Raw genomic sequence first — 18,148 nt, 5'->3', positions numbered from 1 at the left:
TTTTCCCGCCCACGGCGCCGCGACGCCGACACCCATGAGCAGAACCCCGACGACGCGCCCGGACACGGACGGCCTGGGCGGCCACACGCCGATGATGCAGCAGTACCTGCGCATCAAGGCCGATTTCCCCGACACGCTGGTGTTCTACCGCATGGGGGACTTCTACGAGCTGTTCTACGACGACGCGCGCCGCGCCAACCGGCTGCTGGACGTGACGCTGACCACCCGCGGCCAGAGCGCGGGCGAGCCGGTGGTGATGGCGGGCGTGCCGGTGCATGCGCTCGAGAACTATCTGGCCAAGCTGATCCGCCTGGGCGAGGCGGTGGCGATCGCCGAGCAGGTCGGCGAGGTGGGCGCGACCAAGGGGCCGGTCGAGCGCAAGGTGGTGCGGGTGGTCACGCCGGGCACGGTGACCGACACCGAGCTGCTCGACGAGCGCCGCGACACCCGGCTGCTGGCGCTGGCGCTGGCGGTGCGCGGGCCGGCCGCGCAGCCGGTCTACGGCCTGGCCTGGCTGGCGCTGGCCAGCGGCCAGCTCGGCCTGACCGAATGCGGCGAGCGCGAGCTGGCGGCCTGGCTGTCGCGGCTGGCGCCGGCCGAGGTGCTGATCAGCGGCGAGCTGCACGAGGAGCGCCGGCCGCTGGCGCTGCGCCAGGCCGGCGTGCCGCTGACCTCGCGGCCGCACTGGCAGTTCGATCCGGCGCTGGGCGAGCGCAAGCTGCGCGAGCAGCTCAAGGTCGCGCATCTGGCCGGCTTCAACGCGCAGGACCTGCACGCCGCGCATGCCGCAGCCTCCGCGCTGCTGGGCTATGCCGAGCACACCCAGGGCCGGGCGCTGTCGCATGTCAGCACGCTGACGGTCGAGCGCGCCCACGCGCTGCTGGAGCTGCCGCCGGCGACGCTGCGCAACCTCGAGATCACCCAGACGCTCAAGGGCGAGACGGCGCCGACGCTGCTGAGCCTGCTCGACAGCTGCCGCACCGGCATGGGCAGCCGCATGCTGCGCCAGTGGCTGACCCACCCGCCGCGCGAGCGCGAGCCGGCGCGCCGGCGCCTCGAGGCGATCGAGGTGCTGCAGGCCGCGCACGCGGTCGAGCCGCTGCGCGACGCGCTGCGCCAGGTGAGCGACGTGCAGCGCACCAGCGCGCGCACCGCGCTGCGCCAGGTGCGCCCGCGCGAGCTCGCCGGCCTGCGCGAGACGCTGGCGGTGCTGCCCGAGCTGCGCCGCCAGGTGCCCGAGGACGGCGCGCTGCTGGCCGACCTGCACGCCGCGCTGACGCCGGATGCGGCCATCGCCGAGCTGCTGCACCGCGCCGTCGCGCCGGAGCCAGCGGTGCTGCTGCGCGACGGCGGCGTCATCGCCACCGGCTTCGATCCGGACCTGGACGAGCTGCGCGCCATCTCGTCCAACTGCGATGCCTTCCTGCTGGAGATGGAGGCGCGCGAGCGGCTGCGCACCGGCATCCAGAACCTGCGGGTGCAGTACAACAAGGTGCACGGCTTCTACATCGAGGTCACCAACGGGGCCATCGACCGGGTGCCGCTGAACTACCAGCGCCGCCAGACGCTGAAGAACGCCGAGCGCTTCATCACGCCCGAGCTCAAGGCCTTCGAGGACAAGGCGCTCTCGGCGCAGGAGCGGGCGCTGGCGCGCGAGAAGTGGCTGTGGGAGCAGCTGCTCGACGCGCTGCAGCCGCATCTGGCGGCGCTGTCCGAGCTGGGCCGCGCGCTGGCCTCGCTGGACGTGCTCGCCGCGCTGGCCGAGCGCGCGCGCACGCTCGACTGGTGCCGGCCGGACTTCGTGCCGCAGCCCTGCATCGAGATCGAGCGCGGCCGCCATCCGGTGGTCGAGGCACGGCTGGCCGAGTCGGGCGCCGGCAGCTTCATTCCCAACGACTGCCGGCTCGATGCCGCGCGGCGCCTGCTGGTCATCACCGGCCCGAACATGGGCGGCAAGAGCACCTTCATGCGCCAGGTGGCGCTGACGGTGCTGCTGGCGGCGATCGGCTCCTTCGTGCCGGCCTCGCGCTGCCGGCTGGGGCCGATCGACGCGATCCACACCCGCATCGGCGCGGCCGACGACCTGGCCAACGCCCAGTCCACCTTCATGATGGAGATGACCGAGGCCGCCGCCATCCTGCACGGCGCCACCGAGCACTCGCTGGTGCTGATGGACGAGATCGGCCGCGGCACCTCGACCTTCGACGGCCTGGCGCTGGCCGGCGCGATCGCCAGCCACCTGCACGACCGCAACCGCGCCTTCGCGCTGTTCGCCACCCACTACTTCGAGCTGACCGAGTTCCCCGCGAAGCACCGCCACGCGCTGAACATGCATGTCTCGGCAGCCGAGTCCGGCGACGACATCGTCTTCCTGCACGCGATCGAGCCCGGGCCGGCCAGCCGCAGCTACGGCGTGCAGGTGGCGCGGCTGGCCGGCATGCCGGCGGCGGTGCTGCGCCAGGCGCGCCAGACGCTCGACCAGCTCGAAGCGCAGAAAAGCGCCGGCACCCCGCAGATCGACCTGTTCGCCGCACCGCCCGAGCCGCAACCCGAGTTGCAGCCCGAGCTGACACCGGAGCCGGTCGCAGCCGCCGCGGCCGCGGTGGCCGACCCGCACGCCGCAGCCGTGCTGGAGGCGGTGCGCGCGCTCGACCCTGATACCCTCACTCCCCGTTCCGCGCTCGACGCGCTCTATCAACTCCGGGCCCTGGCCGCCCGCACCCCGTCATGACCTACTGTGTCGGCATCCGGCTCAACGCCGGCCTCGTCTTCCTCTCTGACTCGCGCACCAACGCCGGTCTCGACGCGATCAGCACCTTCCGCAAGATGATGGTCTACGAGAAGGCCGGCGACCGCTGCATGGTGCTGCTGTCGGCGGGCAACCTGTCGATCTCGCAGTCGGTGCGCGAGATCCTGCAGGTCGAGAAGATCCCGGCGCCGGACGGCGGCGAGCCGATCACGATCTGGAACGCCAGGAGCATGTTCGACGCCACCCGCGTGCTGGGCGCGGCGGTGCGCCGGGTCTACGAGACCGACGGCCCGGCGCTGCGCGCGGCCGGCATCGACTTCAACTGCTCGATGATCTTCGGCGGCCAGATCGGCGACGAGGGCATGCGGCTGTTCCTGGTCTACTCGGCCGGCAACTTCATCGAGGCCACCCGCGAGACCTGCTTCTTCCAGGTCGGCGAGTCGAAGTACGGCAAGCCGATCCTCGACCGCGTGCTCACGCCCACCACGCCGCTGGACGAGGCCGCCAAGTGCGCGCTGGTGTCGATGGACTCGACGCTGAAGTCCAACCTGTCGGTCGGCCTGCCGCTGGACCTGCTGGTCTACCGCAACGGCGACCTGAAGGCCGAGCGCATCGTGTGCATCGACGAGAAGAATCCGTACTTCAAGATGATCCACGACACCTGGGGCCAGCGCCTGCGCGAGGTGTTCGAGGGCATCGAGCACCCGGAATGGAGCGGCGACGGCGCCGCGGCCGAGTTCCCGCTGATGGTCGAGTCCGAGCGCTACGAGACGATGCGCAAGATCACCCACCCGGGCGAGAAGATCGTCTGACCGCGATGGAAGCGCCCGGCACGATCATCTTCAGCCACGGCAACGGCTTTCCCGCCGGCACCTATCGCCAGATGCTCGAGGTCTGGCGCGAGGCCGGCTGGCGGGTCGAGGCGCTGCCGATGTACGGCCACGACCCGGCGCATCCGGTCAGCAGCAACTGGCCGCGGCTGCGCGACCAGCTGATCGGCTTCGCCAGCGGCCTGCCGGTCACGCCGGGGCCGCGGGTGCTGGTCGGGCACTCGATGGGCGGACTGCTCAGCCTGAAGGCGGCGCTGCACCGCCCGGAGCTGGCCGATGCGGTGCTGCTGCTGGACTCGCCGGTGGTCGGCGGCTGGCGGGCGCAGAGCGTGCGGCTGGCCAAGGCGACCCGGCTGATCGCGCGGGTCTCGCCGGGGCGCATCGCCGCACGACGGCGCATGCACTGGCCCTCGGTGGACGCCGCGCGCGCGCATTTCGGCGCCAAGTCGATCTTCGCGCGCTGGGCGCCGGGCGTGCTCGACGACTATCTGGCCTGCGGCCTGGTCGCGGCGGGCCGCACCGACGCGGACGGCGTGCGGCTGGCCTTCGACCGCCAGGTCGAGGCGCGCATCTACGACACGCTGCCGCACACGCTGGACCGCCTGATCGCGCGCCAGCCGCTGCGCTGTCCGGTCGGCTTCCTCGCGGGCACCCAGTCGCGCGAGCTGCGCCAGGCCGGGCTGGCCGCCACCCGCCGGCTGGTGGGCGAGCGGCTGCAGTGGATCGAGGGCAGCCATCTCTTCCCCATGGAAAAGCCGGGCGAGGCCGCCCGGCGGGTGCTGGAGATGCTGGCGGGCATGCCGGGCCGGCATGCCACAGCCTCGGACGCTCACTTGGGCAGCGTGTTCCAGTAGCGCACCAGCGCACGCAGCGCCTCGGGCTTGTTGGTCGGCGCGGCCAGGCCGGCCTGGTCGACCTTGTTGACGCCGTGGCAGGACGCGCAGACCCGCACCTCGCCCGGCTGGAAGGTGATCCAGACCCGCTCGCGCACCACCGGCGTGCCGACGGTGTCGGTCGTCTGCCAGGTCACCGCCCGGTTGGCCGGCACGAAGGCCGCGGTCGAGCCATCGGCGGCGATCTTCACGCTGCCGCTCGGGCCGGAGGTGTTGGGCACGTTCTTGCCGGTCACCGTCGCGGGAATCGGCTGCGCGATCGGGCGCCGCCCCGAACGGCTGGTGTAGCCACGCACCGAGTCGGCCTGCAGGATCTGGTAGTGGGCGATGTCGTAGACCTTGCCGGTGTTGCCGACCCGCTTCGTGCCGCCGGGCACCTGCAGGTTGTAGGGCTGCTGCTTGTCGGCGCGGTCGCGCGAGGTCTGGTTGCGGGTGACGATCAGCGCCAGGTTGTTGGTCTTCATCCAGGCGCGCAGCGCGGTCTCGCTGATGCCCTCCTCGGCCAGGATGGCCTTCTCGGGCGCCGACAGGGCCGACTCGGTGCGCATCGTCGGGCGGGTGCGGGCGACGACCTCGACCGGATCGAGCTCCCACAGCGGGCCGCTGTAGCTCTTCTTGGTGTCCGGATCCCACCAGCTCACCGTCTTGCTGATGCCCCCCGTCAGCGAGGTGCCCGAGCTGTACTGCCGGGTGGTGGCGTTGTAGCCCAGCAGCCGCACGGTGAAGCGGGCGTTCTGGAAGGCGCCCACCGTCACGCTCGGCGCGTAGCTGGCCACCATCTGGCCGTCGGCCAGCGGCGTGGGCGAGCGGTAGCGGCCGGTCGCCAGCGTGGGGTCGCTGGCATCGGTGAACACCATCTGCTCGGCATTCATGCCGACGCCGCCGGTGAAGCGCACGATCTGGCTCGCGCCCAGCTCGTTGAACTCGCGGCCGTAGATGCCGTAGAAGGTGCCGGGCGTGCGCAGGTCCTCGCGGATCTGGTAGACGCCGCCGTCATGGCGGATGGTCTTCTTGTTGGCCGCATAGCCGTCGCTGTAGTAGTCGCGCAGCGCGCTGTCGCTGGAGAAGCTGCGGGTGAACAGCGTCGGCATCAGCTCGTGGCGGCCGATGTGGTTGAGGGTTTCCTCACCCGTGCCGTCCTCGTTCATCTGCCAGGGCGAGAACAGGTTGAAGTCGTGGCCGTTGACCGGGCCGTAGCTGCTGGTGCTGCTGCCCAGCAGCTCGGGAAAGACCTCGCTGGCGCTGGCCAGCTTCGCGGCACCCGAGGCCTCGCTGGCATAGTTCACCCCACCCAGGCCGCTGGTGTTCTGGTCGCGCTTGAGGTGATCCCAGCGGGTGAAGACGATGCGCCCGGCGCTGTCGATGAAGGGCGTGAACGCGCCGCTGACCGAGTGGCTGAGCAGCCGGAGCTCGGCGGTGGCCGGGTTCAGGCGCCACACGCCGGTGTTGGTCGGCGTGCTCTCGTATTCGTCGAGCTGCGGATAAAGATGCGCCTCGCCGCCGCGCGGACGGTCGGAGGTGAACAGGATGCGGTCATCGGTGCCGTACAGCGGCGACACGTTGTTGTAGGCGGCCGGCTGGTTGGCGACCTTGGTGATCTTGACGGTCGCGCCCTTGGCCAGCCCGGTGACCTCGTAGATCTGCCACTTCACGTCGACATCGTAGTACTGGCGGGTCGGCGCGCCGACCACCATGCTGATCAGCGCCTTGGTGCCGCTCCAGTGCACGCTGGGCTCGCGCACCGCGATCGCCTTGCTGCCCTGCAGGCCGTCCATGCCGAAGCCGGCCTCCTTGGTCAGGTTGCGCAGCGTGCCGTCGGGATAGCGGATCATCAGGTCGCCGCCGCGGGGCGCACGCTGGATCTGCGGGATGTGATTGGCAAAGGTGCCCAGCCGGGTCGCCATGTCGACCGTGGTGGTGAACGGCACCTGGGTGACGAACAGGATCGGGTTGGTCAGCGTGCCGGTGGCCGCGGCGGTGACGGTGGTGGAAGTGGTCGCCGCAGGGGGGATGGCAACAGGCGTCGTCACCGCGGTACCGGTGCTGACCGGCGTGACCGTCACGGTGGTGGTGCGGGTGGAGACTCGCCGCAAGGCCTGTGCATCGGGCGCGACCGGAGTCTCGACAGCGGCGCTCGACACGCTGGCCAGGGGGGCCTCGTCATCGCTGCCGCCGCCGCAGGCGCTCAGCACCGCGATCTGGCAGAGGGTCAGTGCCAGGACGGCAGGGCGGCGGTGGGACGGGAAAAGAAAGGTGGACATCTCGGGCCTCAGCTCAACTACTGCTGCATGCACGCATGCAATTCCTGCAATCCCGCGCCTGGGTGGATGGCGGGCGACAGGGCATCTTCCAGCCGATTGATTTATCGAATTCGGTGAAATTGCCGGTGTTTCGGCGGGTCCAGACCGAACTGGAGGCCCGCCGGGATCAGCGAGGCCGGATTCTGGAAAGCATCTGTATCAGAGCTGTAGGCCGCTGGTGAGCAGGCAGCGGCAGGTGTGACCGCACGTCTCGATACCGGCGGTAAGCAGCGGCAAGCGGCGTGTCGGGGCGAGAGCAGTTCTCACCAACCCGACCAAAGTCGGGGCATTGAACGTGAATTCCTGCGCGTTTGCAGCGGATCAGACCGATTCGGCGCAGATCCCTTCCGGGGACTTCAGCAAGCCCTCAGGAACAGGAAATCTCACAGATCTTCAAGCGGCGGCGACACGCCGCCAGGTGATGCAGCGGTTGTGGGCCGGCATCGCGCGGTCCTCGAGCAGTTCGAGGCCGGCCTCGCGGGCCAGCGCGGCCACCGCCTCGAAGTCGCGCACGCCCCGCAGCGGGTCGGCCGCGCGCAGCGCCGCATCGAAGGCGGCATTGCTGTCGCTGGTGTGTGCACCGTCATAACGGAACGGGCCATAGACGGTGAACAGGCCGCCGGCATCGAGCACCGCCGGCAGATGCTCGAACAGCGCCTGCACCTGGGCCCAGGACAGGATGTGCAGCGTGTTGGCGGTGTAGACCGCATCGAAGCGGCGCTCCGGCCAGAGGCTGTCGACATCGAGACAGATCGGCGGCGGCGTGTTGGGCAGCATCCGGTCGGCCAGCCACAGGCAGATGCCGGGCAGCTGGGCCTTCAGATCGGAGGTCTGCCAGCGCAGGTGAGGCAGTGCAGCAGCAAAATGCACCGCGTGCTGTCCGGTGCCGCTGCCGATCTCCAGCACCGAGCGGCGGTCGGCGTACAGGGCGCGCAGCACCGCCAGAATGGGCTCGCGATTGCGGTCGCAGGCGGGCGCATGGGGCTTGTCCACGGTCATGATGACGGTATCGGTCGGCGGTGATGATCGGTACGGGCCCGGAAAGGTACCACTGCTGCAGCGCAGCACGCCTGACTAGAATGCCGCGGTCCTCGGAAAAGAGGGCCGGTTCTCGCACAATTTCGTCTGGAGACAGATTTGAGTTCCCATGTCCAGCCCACCGCGAACCCCGGTCAGCGCAAGCCGGTGACGCTGCATTCACTGCGCGCGATGCATGCACGCCGTGAAAAGATCACGATGCTGACCGCCTACGATGCCACTTTCGCGCGTCTGGCCGATGAATCCGGCCTGGACACGCTGCTGGTCGGCGACTCGCTCGGCATGTTGCTGCAAGGCCACAGCAGCACGCTGCCGGTCACGCTGGCCGAGATGGCCTATCACACCCGCTGCGTGGCGCGCGGCCTGCAGCACGGCGGCGCGGCCTGGCTGATCGCCGACCTGCCCTTCGGCAGCTACCAGCAGGGCCCGTCGCAGGCGATGGCCTCGGCCGAGGCGCTGATGCAGGCCGGCGCGCAGATGGTCAAGCTCGAAGGCGGCGGCTGGACCGCCGAGACGGTGCGCTTCCTGGTCGAGCGCGGCGTGCCGGTGTGCGCGCACCTGGGCCTGACGCCGCAGAGCGTGCACGCGCTGGGCGGCTACCGGGTGCAGGGCCGCGACGCCGACGGCGCGGCGGTGCTGCGCCGCCAGGCCAAGGAGCTGGCCGACGCAGGCGCGGCGATGATGGTGCTCGAGCTGATGCCCACCGAGGTCGCCGCCGCGGTGCAGGCCGACAGCCCCGGCCTGATGACCATCGGCATCGGCGCCGGCCCCGACACCGCCGGCCAGGTGCTGGTGATGCACGACATGCTCGGCGCCACCCGTGGCAGACTGCCGCGCTTCGTGCGCAACTTCATGCTCGAGGGCGGCAGCATCGGCGACGCGATGCGGCGCTATGTCGCCGCGGTCAAGGACGGCTCATTCCCCGACCGGGTCGCGCACGCGTACTCCGCCGCCTGAGTCCGCTCCTCCACCGCCCCACCGAGAACCGCCCGATGCGCGTCATCCACACCCTCGCCGAGCTGCGCGCCACGCTGGCCGGCCCGGCCTCCAGCCGCCCCGCCTTCGTGCCGACGATGGGCAATCTGCACGACGGCCACCTGAGCCTGGTGCGCCAGGCGCGCGCGCTGGTCGGTCCGGCCGTGCCGGTCGTGGCCAGCATCTTCGTCAACCGGCTGCAGTTCGGGCCGAACGAGGACTTCGACCGCTATCCGCGCACGCTGGCGCGCGACTGCGAGCTGCTCGAGGGTGCCGGCTGCGACATCGTCTTCGCGCCCGACGAGGCCGAGCTGTACCCGCAGCCGCAGACCTTCAAGGTGCTGCCCGACCCGGCGCTGGCCGACCTGCTGGAGGGGCATTTCCGCCCCGGATTCTTCACCGGCGTGTGCACCGTGGTGATGAAGCTGCTGCAGTGCGTGCAGCCGCAGGTGGCGGTCTTCGGCAAGAAGGACTACCAGCAGCTGATGGTGATCCGGCGCATGGTCGAGCAGTTCGCGCTGCCGGTGCGGATCGTCGCCGGCGAGACCTCGCGCGCCGGCGACGGCCTGGCGCTGTCGTCGCGCAACGGCTATCTGGGCGAGGCCGAGCGCGCCGAGTCGGTGCAGCTGTCGCTGGCGCTGCAGGCGATGCGCGAAGCGGTGCGCGCGGGCGAGCGCGACATCGCCGGCATCGAGCGGCGCGCCACCGACGCACTGGCCGCACGCGGCTGGGCACCCGACTACCTGACGCTGCGCCGCCGCGCCGACCTGCTGCCGCCCTCGCCCGAGGACCTGGCCGCCGGCACGCCGCTGGTGGCGCTGGCCGCGGCCAGGCTGGGCACGACACGGCTGATCGACAACCTCGAGGTCTGACCATCTGACCGCGCGGCACCAAGGCCCGGCGCGAAGGACGCCCTTCGCCGGGGCGCGGCCTGCCGCCTATAATCTCGTTTTACCACCACGGCCCTCCTGAAATGTGTCCCCTGCGCCCACCCGCGGCGCCCGCGACGCGCCCAAGGGAGGGCCGCTTCACATGACCAAGTTCGTCTTCGTCACCGGCGGCGTGGTGTCCTCGCTCGGCAAGGGCATCGCCGCGGCCTCTCTGGCGGCCATCCTCGAATCACGCGGCCTGAAGGTCACGCTGATCAAGCTCGATCCGTACCTGAACGTCGACCCGGGCACGATGTCGCCGTTCCAGCACGGCGAGGTGTTCGTCACCGACGACGGTGCCGAGACCGACCTCGACCTGGGCCACTACGAGCGCTTCATCACGACGCGCATGCGCAAGTCCAACAACTTCACCAGCGGCCAGGTCTACACCACCGTGCTGGAGAAGGAGCGTCGCGGCGACTACCTCGGCAAGACGGTGCAGGTGATCCCGCACGTCACCAATGAGATCCAGGAATACGTCAAGCGCGGCGCCGGCGTCGGCACGCCCGAGGCGGTCGACGTGGCCATCGTCGAGATCGGCGGCACGGTCGGCGACATCGAGTCGCTGCCCTTCCTCGAGGCGGTGCGCCAGATGGCGCTGAAGCTGGGCCCGCAGAACGCCGCCTTCGTGCACCTGACCTACGTGCCGTGGATCGCCGCCGCGGGCGAACTCAAGACCAAGCCGACCCAGCACACGGTGCAGAAGATGCGCGAGATCGGCATCCAGCCCGATGCGCTGCTGTGCCGCGCCGACCGGCCGATTCCCGACGAGGAACGCGAGAAGATCTCGCTGTTCACCAACGTCGCACGCCACGGCGTGATCTCGGTGTGGGATGCCGACACCATCTACAAGGTGCCGCGCATGCTCCACGAGCAGGGCCTGGACGAGCTGATCTGCATGAAGCTGCAGCTCTTCACCCGCCCGGCCAACCTCAAGCGCTGGGACCGCCTAGTCAGCGAGGTCGAGAACCCGAAGGGCGAGGTCACGATCGCGATGGCCGGGAAATACACCGAGCTGTCGGACTCGTACAAGTCGCTCAACGAGGCGCTGCGCCACGCCGGCATCCACCACCACGTCAAGGTCAACATCGAGTACGTGGACTCGGAGAAGCTGACGGCCGAGAGCGCCGAAGAGCTCGACCGCTACGACGCCATCCTGGTGCCGGGCGGCTTCGGCAAGCGCGGCATCGAGGGCAAGATCCTCGCGGCCCAGCATGCCCGCGAGAACGGCATTCCCTATCTGGGCATCTGCCTCGGCATGCAGGTCGCCACCATCGAGTACGCGCGCCACATGGCCGGCCTGGCGGACGCCAACTCGACCGAGTTCGAGCCCGAGACGCCGCATCCGGTGATCGCGCTGATCGACGAGTGGCAGGACGCCGACGGCACGATCCAGAAGCGCGACGCCAACTCCGATCTCGGCGGCACGATGCGCCTCGGGGCACAGTCCTCCGACGTCAAGCCGGGCACGATCGCGCACGAGATCTACGGCCCGGTCGTCACCGAGCGCCACCGCCACCGCTTCGAGGCCAACGAGAAGTACCTGCAGCGCCTGCAGGATGCCGGCCTGGTGATCTCGGCCATCACCCAGCGCGAGAAGCTCACCGAGATGGTCGAGCTGCCGCGCGAGGTGCACCCGTGGTTCGTCGGCGTGCAGTTCCATCCGGAATTCAAGTCGACGCCGTGGGACGGCCACCCGCTGTTCATCAGCTACATCGAGGCGGCGCTGCAGCACAAGAAGCGCAACGCGAACTGAAACCCGCAATCCGAGGCCAGGCAGGCTCCACCATCATGCAACTCTGCGGATTCGAGGCCGGCCTGGACCGGCCCTTCTTCCTGATCGCCGGCACCTGCTCGATCGAGAGCCTCGAGCTGAGCCTGGACGTCGCCGGCCAGCTCCAGGAGGCCTGCAGCGCGCTGGGCATCCCGCTGATCTACAAGGGCTCGTTCGACAAGGCCAACCGCTCGTCGGGCACCAGCCGGCGTGGCGTCGGCATCGACGCGGGCCTGAAGATCCTCGACGAGGTGCGTCGCCAGACCGGCCTGCCGGTCATCACCGACGTGCATGACGAGTCGCAGATCGCCGAGGTCGCCAGCGTGGTCGACGTGCTGCAGACGCCGGCCTTCCTGTGCCGGCAGACCGACTTCATCCACGCGGTGGCGAAGAGCGGCAAGCCCGTCAACATCAAGAAGGGCCAGTTCCTCGCGCCCTGGGACATGAAGAACGTCATCGACAAGGCCAGAGCCGCCGCACGCGACGCCGGCCTGTCGGAGGACCGCTTCCTGGCCTGCGAGCGCGGCGTGAGCTTCGGCTACAACAACCTGGTCGCCGACATGACCAGCCTGGCCGAGATGCGCAGCTCCGGCGCGCCGGTGGTGTTCGACGTCACGCACTCGGTGCAGAAGCCGGGCGGCCTGGGCGGCTCCAGCGGCGGCGCGCGCGAGATGGTGCCGGTGCTGGCGCGTGCCGGCGTCGGCGTCGGCGTGGCCGGCCTCTTCATGGAGACGCATCCGCGCCCGGCCGAGGCCTTCTCCGACGGCCCGAACGCGGTGCCGCTCAAGCACATGCGTGTGCTGCTGGAGCAACTGGTGGCGATCGACCGGGTGGTCAAGGCGCAACCTTTGCTCGAAAACGATTTTTCGTGCTGAGCTGGTCGCAGGAATGTTCAGCGCAGGTAACGGCGTGCGGGCACCATGCACGCCGTTCCGGTTCCCAGAACTAGATTTTCGATTTTCGATATCCGACAGTTGACACAGGAGTAGACCCATGAGTGCCATCGTAGACATCGTCGGCCGCGAGATCCTCGACAGCCGCGGCAATCCCACCATCGAATGCGACGTGCTGCTGGAAAGCGGCGTGATGGGCCGTGCGGCCGTGCCGAGCGGCGCGTCCACCGGTTCGCGCGAAGCCATCGAGCTGCGCGACGGCGACAAGAGCCGCTACCTGGGCAAGGGCGTGCTGAACGCCGTCCAGAACATCAACACCGAGATCTCGGAAGCCGTGCTGGGCCTGGACGCCGCCGAACAGGCCTTCCTGGACAAGACCCTGATCGACCTCGACGGCACCGACAACAAGTCGCGCCTGGGTGCGAACGCGATGCTGGCGGTGTCGATGGCCGTCGCGCGCGCCGCGGCCGAAGAGTCCGGCCTGCCCCTGTACCGCTACTTCGGCGGCATGGGCGGCGTGCAGTTGCCGGTGCCGATGATGAACGTCATCAACGGCGGCGCCCACGCCAACAACAACCTCGACCTGCAGGAGCTGATGATCATCCCGGTCGGTGCGCCCACCTTCCGTGAAGCCGTCCGCTGGGGCGCCGAGGTGTTCCACGCGCTGAAGAAGATCATCCACGACAAGGGCATGTCGACCGCGGTCGGCGACGAGGGCGGCTTCGCCCCGAGCGTCGAGAGCCACGAGGCCGCGATCCAGCTGATCCTGCAGGCCGTCGAGAAGGCCGGCTACCGCGCCGGCGACCAGATCGCGCTGGGCCTGGACTGCGCCGCCTCCGAGTTCTACAAGGACGGCAAGTACCACCTGGAAGGCGAAGGCCTGGTGCTGACCGCCGAGCAGTGGACCGACATGCTGGCCACCTGGTGCGACAAGTACCCGATCATCTCGATCGAGGACGGCATGCACGAAGGCGACTGGGCCGGCTGGGCGCATCTGACCGAGCGTCTGGGCAAGAAGGTCCAGCTGGTCGGCGACGACCTGTTCGTGACCAACACCAAGATCCTGAAGGAAGGCATCGACAAGGGCATCGCCAACTCGATCCTGATCAAGATCAACCAGATCGGCACGCTGTCGGAAACCTTCGCCGCCATCGAGATGGCCAAGCGCGCGGGCTACACCGCCGTGATCTCGCACCGCTCGGGCGAGACGGAAGACTCGACGATCTCCGACATCGCCGTCGGCCTGAACGCCGGCCAGATCAAGACGGGTTCCATGAGCCGCTCGGACCGCATCGCCAAGTACAACCAGCTGCTGCGCATCGAGGAAGACCTGGGCGAGATCGCCGTCTACCCGGGCCGCGCCGCGTTCTACAACCTGCGCTGAACGGTCCCCGCTCGCCCATGCGCCTCGTGACCGTGACCCTCGTGGCCCTGCTGGGCCTGACCCACGCCGGGCTGTGGTTCGGCGAGCACGGCATGCCGCGCGTGCGCGAGCTCTCGGCGCAGGTCGCCGACCGGCAGGCCCGCAATGCCGAGGCGCGGGTGCGCAACGAGCAGCTGCGGGCCGAGATCCGCGACCTGCGCGAGGGCACCGAGATCATCGAGGAGCGCGCCCGCCGCGAACTCGGCATGGTCAAGCCCGACGAGATCCTGGTCCAGTATCCCCAGGGCGGCCGCCAGACTCCGCCCTGAACCGGGCCCGGAACGCTGCCCTGAAGGGCGCTCAGCCGCGCAACGCGGCGTCGAGCACTTCCACCCAGTGCCGCACCGGCGTCGCGCAGCCTGCCTGCAGGTGCGTGATGCAGCCGATGTTGGCCGACACGACGGTGTCGGGCTCGAGCGCCGCCAGGCTGGCCTGCTTGCGCTCGCGCAGCTGCTTCGAGAGCGCCGGCTGCAGCACCGAGTAGGTGCCGGCCGAGCCGCAGCACAGATGGCTGTCGGCCGGCAGCACGACCGTGAAGCCCAGCGCGCGCAGCCCCGCCTCCAGACCGCCCTTGAGCTTCTGCGCATGCTGCAGCGTGCACGGCGGATGCAGCGCCAGCCGCCCCGCCTGCGCGGCCGCCGCCAGCTTCGGTTTCAGCACCGGCACCAGCTCGGGCAGCAGCTCGCTGAGGTCGCGTGTCATCGCGCTCACCCGGGCCGCCTTGGCCGCATAGGCCGCGTCCCCGGCCAGATGGTGGCCGTATTCCTTGACGGTGGCGCCGCAGCCCGAGGCGTTCATGACGATCGCCTCGACCTCGCCGCGCTCGATCAGCGGCCACCAGGCGTCGATGTTGCGGCGCATGTCGGCCAGGCCGCCATCGCGGTCGTTCAGATGCGCGCGGATCGCGCCGCAGCAGCCCGCGCCCGCGGGCAGCACCACCTCGATGCCGGCGGCGTCGAGCACCCGCGCCGTCGCCGGATTGATCTCCGGCGACATCGCCGGCTGCACGCAGCCGGCCAGCATCAGCATGCGCCGCGCGTGGCGCTTCTGCGGCCAGCCGCGTGCATCGGCCTCGCGACGCTCGGGCACCTTGGCCTGGAGCGCCTCGGGCAGCAGCGGGCGCACCACCTGGCCGAGCTGCAGCGCCGGCGCGAACAGCGGCGAGGTCAGGCCCTCCTTCAGCGCCCAGCGCACCAGGCGCTCGGTGGCCGGGCGCTCGACGCGCGCATCCACCAGCCGGCGGCCGATCTCGGCCAGCTCGCCGTACTGCACGCCCGACGGGCAGGTGCTCTCGCAGTTGCGGCAGGTCAGGCAGCGGTCGAGGTGGGTCTGCAGCTCGCGCGTCGGTGCTTCGCCTTCGAGCAGGTTCTTGATCTGGTAGATGCGGCCGCGCGGGCCATCCAGCTCGTCGCCGAGCAGCTGGTAGGTCGGGCAGGTCGCGGTGCAGAAGCCGCAGTGCACGCATTTCTGCAGCAGCGCGCGGGCGGCCTCGCCGTCGGCGGTGCCGGCGTGTTCGGGGGACAGTTCGGTGTGCATGGCAGGCTCGGGATCAATGCAGGGTCAGTCGCGGGTGAACAGGCCGTGCGGGTCGAAGGTCTGGCGCAGGCGGCGCTCGATCTGCGCCTGCACCGCCGGCAGCGGCGCGGCGCGGGCCTCGCCCGGCGCACCGCCGGCCTGCAGCTCGGCATGGCCGCAGGCCGCGCGGGCGGCGGCGTGCACTGCTTCCGCCGGTTCGTCGGTCAGCCACCAGCGCTGGCCGCCGTGCCACTCGATCAGGCCGCTGCCGCGCAGCTTCAGCGTCGGCGCATGCGGCGCCACCGCCAGGCGCCACAGCCGCTGCCCCGCCGGCAGGCCCTGGGCCGCGAACTGCCACAGCGCATGGCGGCGGTCACGCAGCGCGGTCCAGAAGGCCGCGGCCTCCGCCGCCGCCACCGGCTCGCCGCCCAGCTCGCGCCGCGCCGCGTCCACCGCCGCCTGCGCGCCGGCCAGGCGCAGCATCAGCACGCCTTCGTGCCAGGCGCTGGCCTGCAGCGGCAGCGGCCGGCGCGACCAGCCGGTCAGCGCCGCCAGCGCCTCGGCCTGCCCCATCGCGAAGCGCAGCGTGAGGCCCGCCACCGGCTCGGGCAGCACCTTCAGCGACACCTCGCACAGCACGCCCAGCCGGCCCCAGGAGCCCGCCATCAGCCGCGAGACGTCATAGCCGGCGACGTTCTTCATCACCTGGCCGCCGAAGCTCAGCAGCTCGCCGCGGCCGTCGAGCATCGTCACGCCCAGCACATGGTCGCGCACCGAGCCGGCGGCCATGCGCGCCGGGCCCGACAGGCCGGAAGCGACCATGCCGCCCACCGTGCCGCGCCCGCGCGCGCCCGGCGTCTGCAGCCGCGGCGGCTCGAAGGCCAGGTGCTGGCCCTCGGCGGCCAGCGCGGCCTCCAGCGCGTCGATCGGCGTGCCGGCGCGCACCGTCACCACCAGCTCGCTGGGCTCATGGGCGCTGATGCCCGACAGCATCGTCAGGTCGAGCGGCTCGGCGCCGTCGGCCGGCCGCGCCGCGTCGGGCGCCAGGCCCGCCTTCGAGCCGTGGCCGCGGATCGCCAGCGGCGTGCCGGCGCGGCCCGCGGCCAGGATGCGCTCGCGCAGCGGCTGCAGCGCGGCGTCGGAATTCTTCACCACGCTCATCAGAAACGCTCCAGTTCGGGAAACGGCAGCAGGCCGCGGCGCACATGCAGGCGGCCGTATTCGGCGCAGCGGTGCAGCGTCGGAATGACCTTGCCGGGATTGAGCAGGCCGGACGGATCGAAGGCGGTCTTCAGCGCCAGCATCGCCTCGCGCTCGGCGGGCGAGAACTGCACGCACATCGAATTGAGCTTCTCGACGCCCACGCCGTGCTCGCCGGTCACCGTGCCGCCCATCGCCACGCTGGTCTCCAGGATGTCGGCGCCGAAGAGCTCGCAGCGGCGCAGCTGGTCCGGGTCCTGTGCATCGAACAGGATCAGCGGATGCAGGTTGCCGTCGCCGGCATGGAAGACGTTGCAGCAGCGCAGCTGGTATTTCTGCTCCATCTCGGCGATGGCGCGCAGGATGTCGGCCAGGCGCTTGCGCGGGATGGTCGAGTCCATGCACATGTAGTCGGGGCTGATGCGCCCCGAGGCCGGAAAGGCGTTCTTGCGCCCGGACCAGAAGCGCAGGCGCTGCGCCTCGTCGCGGCTGACCTCGATGCGGCTGGCGCCGCAGCGCGTCAGCACCGCGCTCATGCGGCCGATCTCCTCCTCGACCTCCTCGGGCGTGCCGTCGCTCTCGCACAGCAGGATGGCCGCGGCGTCCAGGTCGTAGCCGGCGTGCACATAGTCCTCGACCGCGGCGGTCATCGGCTTGTCCATCATCTCCAGCCCGGCCGGGATGATGCCGGCGGCGATCACCGCCGCCACCGCGTCGCCGGCGGCCTCCACCGTGGGGAAGCTCGCCATGATGCAGCGCGCCAGCTGGGGCTTCGGCACCAGCCTGACCGTCACCTCGGTGATGACCGCCAGCATGCCTTCGCTGCCGACGACCACGCTGAGCAGGTCCAGCCCTGGCATGTCGGGCGCCTCGCCGCCGAACTCGACCGGCTCGCCCTCGGCGGTGAAGCCGCGCACCTTCAGCACGTTGTGGAGCGTCAGGCCGTACTTCAGGCAGTGCACGCCGCCGGAGTTCTCGGCGACATTGCCGCCGATGGTGCAGGCGATCTGGCTCGACGGATCGGGCGCGTAGTACAGGCCGTGGGGCGCGGCCGCCTCGCTGATGGCGAGGTTGCGCACGCCGCACTGCACCACCGCCAGACCGGCCTCGGCATCGAGCCGCAGGATGCGGCTGAACTTCGCCAGCGACAGCGTGACGCCGTCGCGGTGCGGCATCGCGCCGCCCGACAGGCCGGTGCCGGCGCCGCGCGCCACCACCGGCACGCCCATCGCGTGGCACGCCTTGAGCACCGCGGCGACCTGCGCCTCGGTCTCGGGCAGCGCCACCAGCAGCGGACGCTCGCGGTAGGCGGTCAGGCCGTCGCACTCGTAGGGCGTCAGCTCGCCGCGGCGCGACAGCAGCGCATGTGCGGGCAGCACCTCGCGCAGGCGCGCCAGCACGGCCGCGGCATCGGGCCGACCGGCGTGGGCAGCGCGCTCAGGGCGATCTTCCGAGGGTTCTGTTCGAATCAGGCTCATGTCTCCTCCCGGGGCGGGTTCGGAACGGGGTGCGCGATGATCACGGCAGCCTCCTGCGCGCGGATTGAGAGTTGTTGGCCCGCGCCATGAAGCTTTTTCAAGGTCCGCAGCAACCCGCATGGACGGGGTTCCATGCCGTGCCATGATCGCG

At 70.6% G+C, this 18,148-nt stretch carries 15 protein-coding genes; 10 read left to right on the top strand and 5 right to left on the bottom strand.

Going from position 1 to position 18,148, the window contains the following annotated elements; translation table 11 throughout:
• Nucleotides 1-34 precede the first annotated feature (34 nt).
• The 3 genes from mutS to NFT33_RS04145 are packed head-to-tail and all read left to right on the top strand — an operon-like array spanning nt 35 to nt 4,433.
• On the top strand, nt 35-2,731 hold the full coding sequence (gene mutS / locus NFT33_RS04155) for a DNA mismatch repair protein MutS (RefSeq protein WP_251673385.1): 2,697 nt from the start codon (nt 35-37) through the stop codon (nt 2,729-2,731).
• Nucleotides 2,728-3,561, top strand: coding sequence for a proteasome-type protease (locus tag NFT33_RS04150; RefSeq protein ID WP_220786333.1), 834 nt, complete (start codon nt 2,728-2,730; stop codon nt 3,559-3,561). The genes mutS and NFT33_RS04150 overlap by 4 nt, the downstream gene beginning before the upstream one ends.
• Before the next feature lie 5 nt (nt 3,562-3,566).
• Nucleotides 3,567-4,433: an alpha/beta fold hydrolase gene (locus NFT33_RS04145; RefSeq protein WP_220786332.1), complete on the top strand. Its 867-nt coding sequence runs from the start codon at nt 3,567-3,569 to the stop codon at nt 4,431-4,433.
• Here NFT33_RS04145 and NFT33_RS04140 read toward each other — a convergent pair.
• Nucleotides 4,409-6,733, bottom strand: coding sequence for an HzsA-related protein (locus NFT33_RS04140; RefSeq protein ID WP_251673383.1), 2,325 nt, complete (start codon nt 6,731-6,733; stop codon nt 4,409-4,411). The two genes, NFT33_RS04145 and NFT33_RS04140, sit on opposite strands and share 25 nt — an antisense overlap.
• A 35-nt stretch (nt 6,734-6,768) precedes the next feature.
• Here NFT33_RS04140 and NFT33_RS04135 point away from each other — a divergent pair, with 35 nt between their 5' ends.
• Nucleotides 6,769-6,954 (top strand): hypothetical protein, encoded by a 186-nt coding sequence (locus tag NFT33_RS04135; protein ID WP_251673381.1) that lies wholly within the window; start codon nt 6,769-6,771, stop codon nt 6,952-6,954.
• A 211-nt stretch (nt 6,955-7,165) separates the two neighbouring features.
• On the opposite strand, the gene NFT33_RS04130 is transcribed toward NFT33_RS04135, so the two are convergent.
• Nucleotides 7,166-7,771, bottom strand: coding sequence for a DUF938 domain-containing protein (locus NFT33_RS04130; protein ID WP_220786330.1), 606 nt, complete (start codon nt 7,769-7,771; stop codon nt 7,166-7,168).
• Nucleotides 7,772-7,909: 138 nt separating this feature from the next.
• Between NFT33_RS04130 and panB the strand changes: the two genes are divergently transcribed.
• The 6 genes from panB (at nt 7,910) to ftsB (ending at nt 14,073) form a co-directional block, all read left to right on the top strand.
• Nucleotides 7,910-8,767, top strand: a complete 858-nt coding sequence (panB, locus tag NFT33_RS04125; RefSeq protein WP_251673379.1) for a 3-methyl-2-oxobutanoate hydroxymethyltransferase — start codon at nt 7,910-7,912, stop codon at nt 8,765-8,767.
• Nucleotides 8,768-8,802: 35 nt separating this feature from the next.
• Complete coding sequence (gene panC / locus NFT33_RS04120; protein ID WP_251673378.1) at nt 8,803-9,657, top strand: pantoate--beta-alanine ligase; 855 nt, start codon at nt 8,803-8,805, stop codon at nt 9,655-9,657.
• A gap of 160 nt (nt 9,658-9,817) precedes the next feature.
• Complete coding sequence (locus tag NFT33_RS04115) at nt 9,818-11,470, top strand: CTP synthase (RefSeq protein ID WP_251673376.1); 1,653 nt, start codon at nt 9,818-9,820, stop codon at nt 11,468-11,470.
• Nucleotides 11,471-11,505: 35 nt separating this feature from the next.
• Nucleotides 11,506-12,363, top strand: a complete 858-nt coding sequence (gene kdsA / locus NFT33_RS04110) for a 3-deoxy-8-phosphooctulonate synthase (protein WP_251673374.1) — start codon at nt 11,506-11,508, stop codon at nt 12,361-12,363.
• 118 nt (nt 12,364-12,481) lie between these two features.
• Nucleotides 12,482-13,765 carry a phosphopyruvate hydratase gene (eno, locus tag NFT33_RS04105; RefSeq protein ID WP_220786325.1) on the top strand — a complete coding sequence of 428 codons (1,284 nt, stop codon included), beginning with the start codon at nt 12,482-12,484 and terminating at the stop codon, nt 13,763-13,765.
• 17 nt (nt 13,766-13,782) lie between these two features.
• Nucleotides 13,783-14,073, top strand: a complete 291-nt coding sequence (ftsB, locus tag NFT33_RS04100; RefSeq protein ID WP_251673372.1) for a cell division protein FtsB — start codon at nt 13,783-13,785, stop codon at nt 14,071-14,073.
• Nucleotides 14,074-14,104: 31 nt separating this feature from the next.
• On the opposite strand, the gene glcF is transcribed toward ftsB, so the two are convergent.
• From glcF to NFT33_RS04085, 3 genes are read right to left on the bottom strand one after another with little or no spacing between them, the layout of a single operon-like run.
• Nucleotides 14,105-15,340 (bottom strand): glycolate oxidase subunit GlcF, encoded by a 1,236-nt coding sequence (gene glcF, locus NFT33_RS04095; protein ID WP_251673371.1) that lies wholly within the window; start codon nt 15,338-15,340, stop codon nt 14,105-14,107.
• Nucleotides 15,341-15,364: 24 nt separating this feature from the next.
• Nucleotides 15,365-16,480 carry a glycolate oxidase subunit GlcE gene (gene glcE, locus NFT33_RS04090; RefSeq protein WP_251673368.1) on the bottom strand — a complete coding sequence of 372 codons (1,116 nt, stop codon included), beginning with the start codon at nt 16,478-16,480 and terminating at the stop codon, nt 15,365-15,367.
• Nucleotides 16,480-17,997, bottom strand: a complete 1,518-nt coding sequence (locus NFT33_RS04085; protein ID WP_251673367.1) for an FAD-linked oxidase C-terminal domain-containing protein — start codon at nt 17,995-17,997, stop codon at nt 16,480-16,482. Before NFT33_RS04085 ends, glcE begins: the two co-directional genes overlap by 1 nt.
• Nucleotides 17,998-18,148 lie beyond the last annotated feature (151 nt).

The sequence above is a fragment of the Sphaerotilus sp. FB-3 genome, assembly GCF_023706025.1.
Lineage (GTDB): Bacteria > Pseudomonadota > Gammaproteobacteria > Burkholderiales > Burkholderiaceae_C > Sphaerotilus > Sphaerotilus sulfidivorans.
The sequence above is the reverse complement of the archived record's forward strand: the minus strand, read 5'-3'. Positions and strand labels throughout refer to the sequence as shown.

Bases quoted from the DNA above. Each gene is read 5' to 3' on its own strand.
- mutS (WP_251673385.1), top strand. From the start codon at position 35: ATGAGCAGAACCCCGACGACGCGCCCGGACACGGACGGCCTGGGCGGC.
- NFT33_RS04150 (WP_220786333.1), top strand. From the start codon at position 2,728: ATGACCTACTGTGTCGGCATCCGGCTCAACGCCGGCCTCGTCTTCCTC.
- NFT33_RS04145 (WP_220786332.1), top strand. From the start codon at position 3,567: ATGGAAGCGCCCGGCACGATCATCTTCAGCCACGGCAACGGCTTTCCC.
- NFT33_RS04140 (WP_251673383.1), bottom strand. From the start codon at position 6,733: ATGTCCACCTTTCTTTTCCCGTCCCACCGCCGCCCTGCCGTCCTGGCA.
- NFT33_RS04135 (WP_251673381.1), top strand. From the start codon at position 6,769: ATGCAATTCCTGCAATCCCGCGCCTGGGTGGATGGCGGGCGACAGGGC.
- NFT33_RS04130 (WP_220786330.1), bottom strand. From the start codon at position 7,771: ATGACCGTGGACAAGCCCCATGCGCCCGCCTGCGACCGCAATCGCGAG.
- panC (WP_251673378.1), top strand. From the start codon at position 8,803: ATGCGCGTCATCCACACCCTCGCCGAGCTGCGCGCCACGCTGGCCGGC.
- NFT33_RS04115 (WP_251673376.1), top strand. From the start codon at position 9,818: ATGACCAAGTTCGTCTTCGTCACCGGCGGCGTGGTGTCCTCGCTCGGC.
- kdsA (WP_251673374.1), top strand. From the start codon at position 11,506: ATGCAACTCTGCGGATTCGAGGCCGGCCTGGACCGGCCCTTCTTCCTG.
- eno (WP_220786325.1), top strand. From the start codon at position 12,482: ATGAGTGCCATCGTAGACATCGTCGGCCGCGAGATCCTCGACAGCCGC.
- ftsB (WP_251673372.1), top strand. From the start codon at position 13,783: ATGCGCCTCGTGACCGTGACCCTCGTGGCCCTGCTGGGCCTGACCCAC.
- glcF (WP_251673371.1), bottom strand. From the start codon at position 15,340: ATGCACACCGAACTGTCCCCCGAACACGCCGGCACCGCCGACGGCGAG.
- glcE (WP_251673368.1), bottom strand. From the start codon at position 16,480: ATGAGCGTGGTGAAGAATTCCGACGCCGCGCTGCAGCCGCTGCGCGAG.
- NFT33_RS04085 (WP_251673367.1), bottom strand. From the start codon at position 17,997: ATGAGCCTGATTCGAACAGAACCCTCGGAAGATCGCCCTGAGCGCGCT.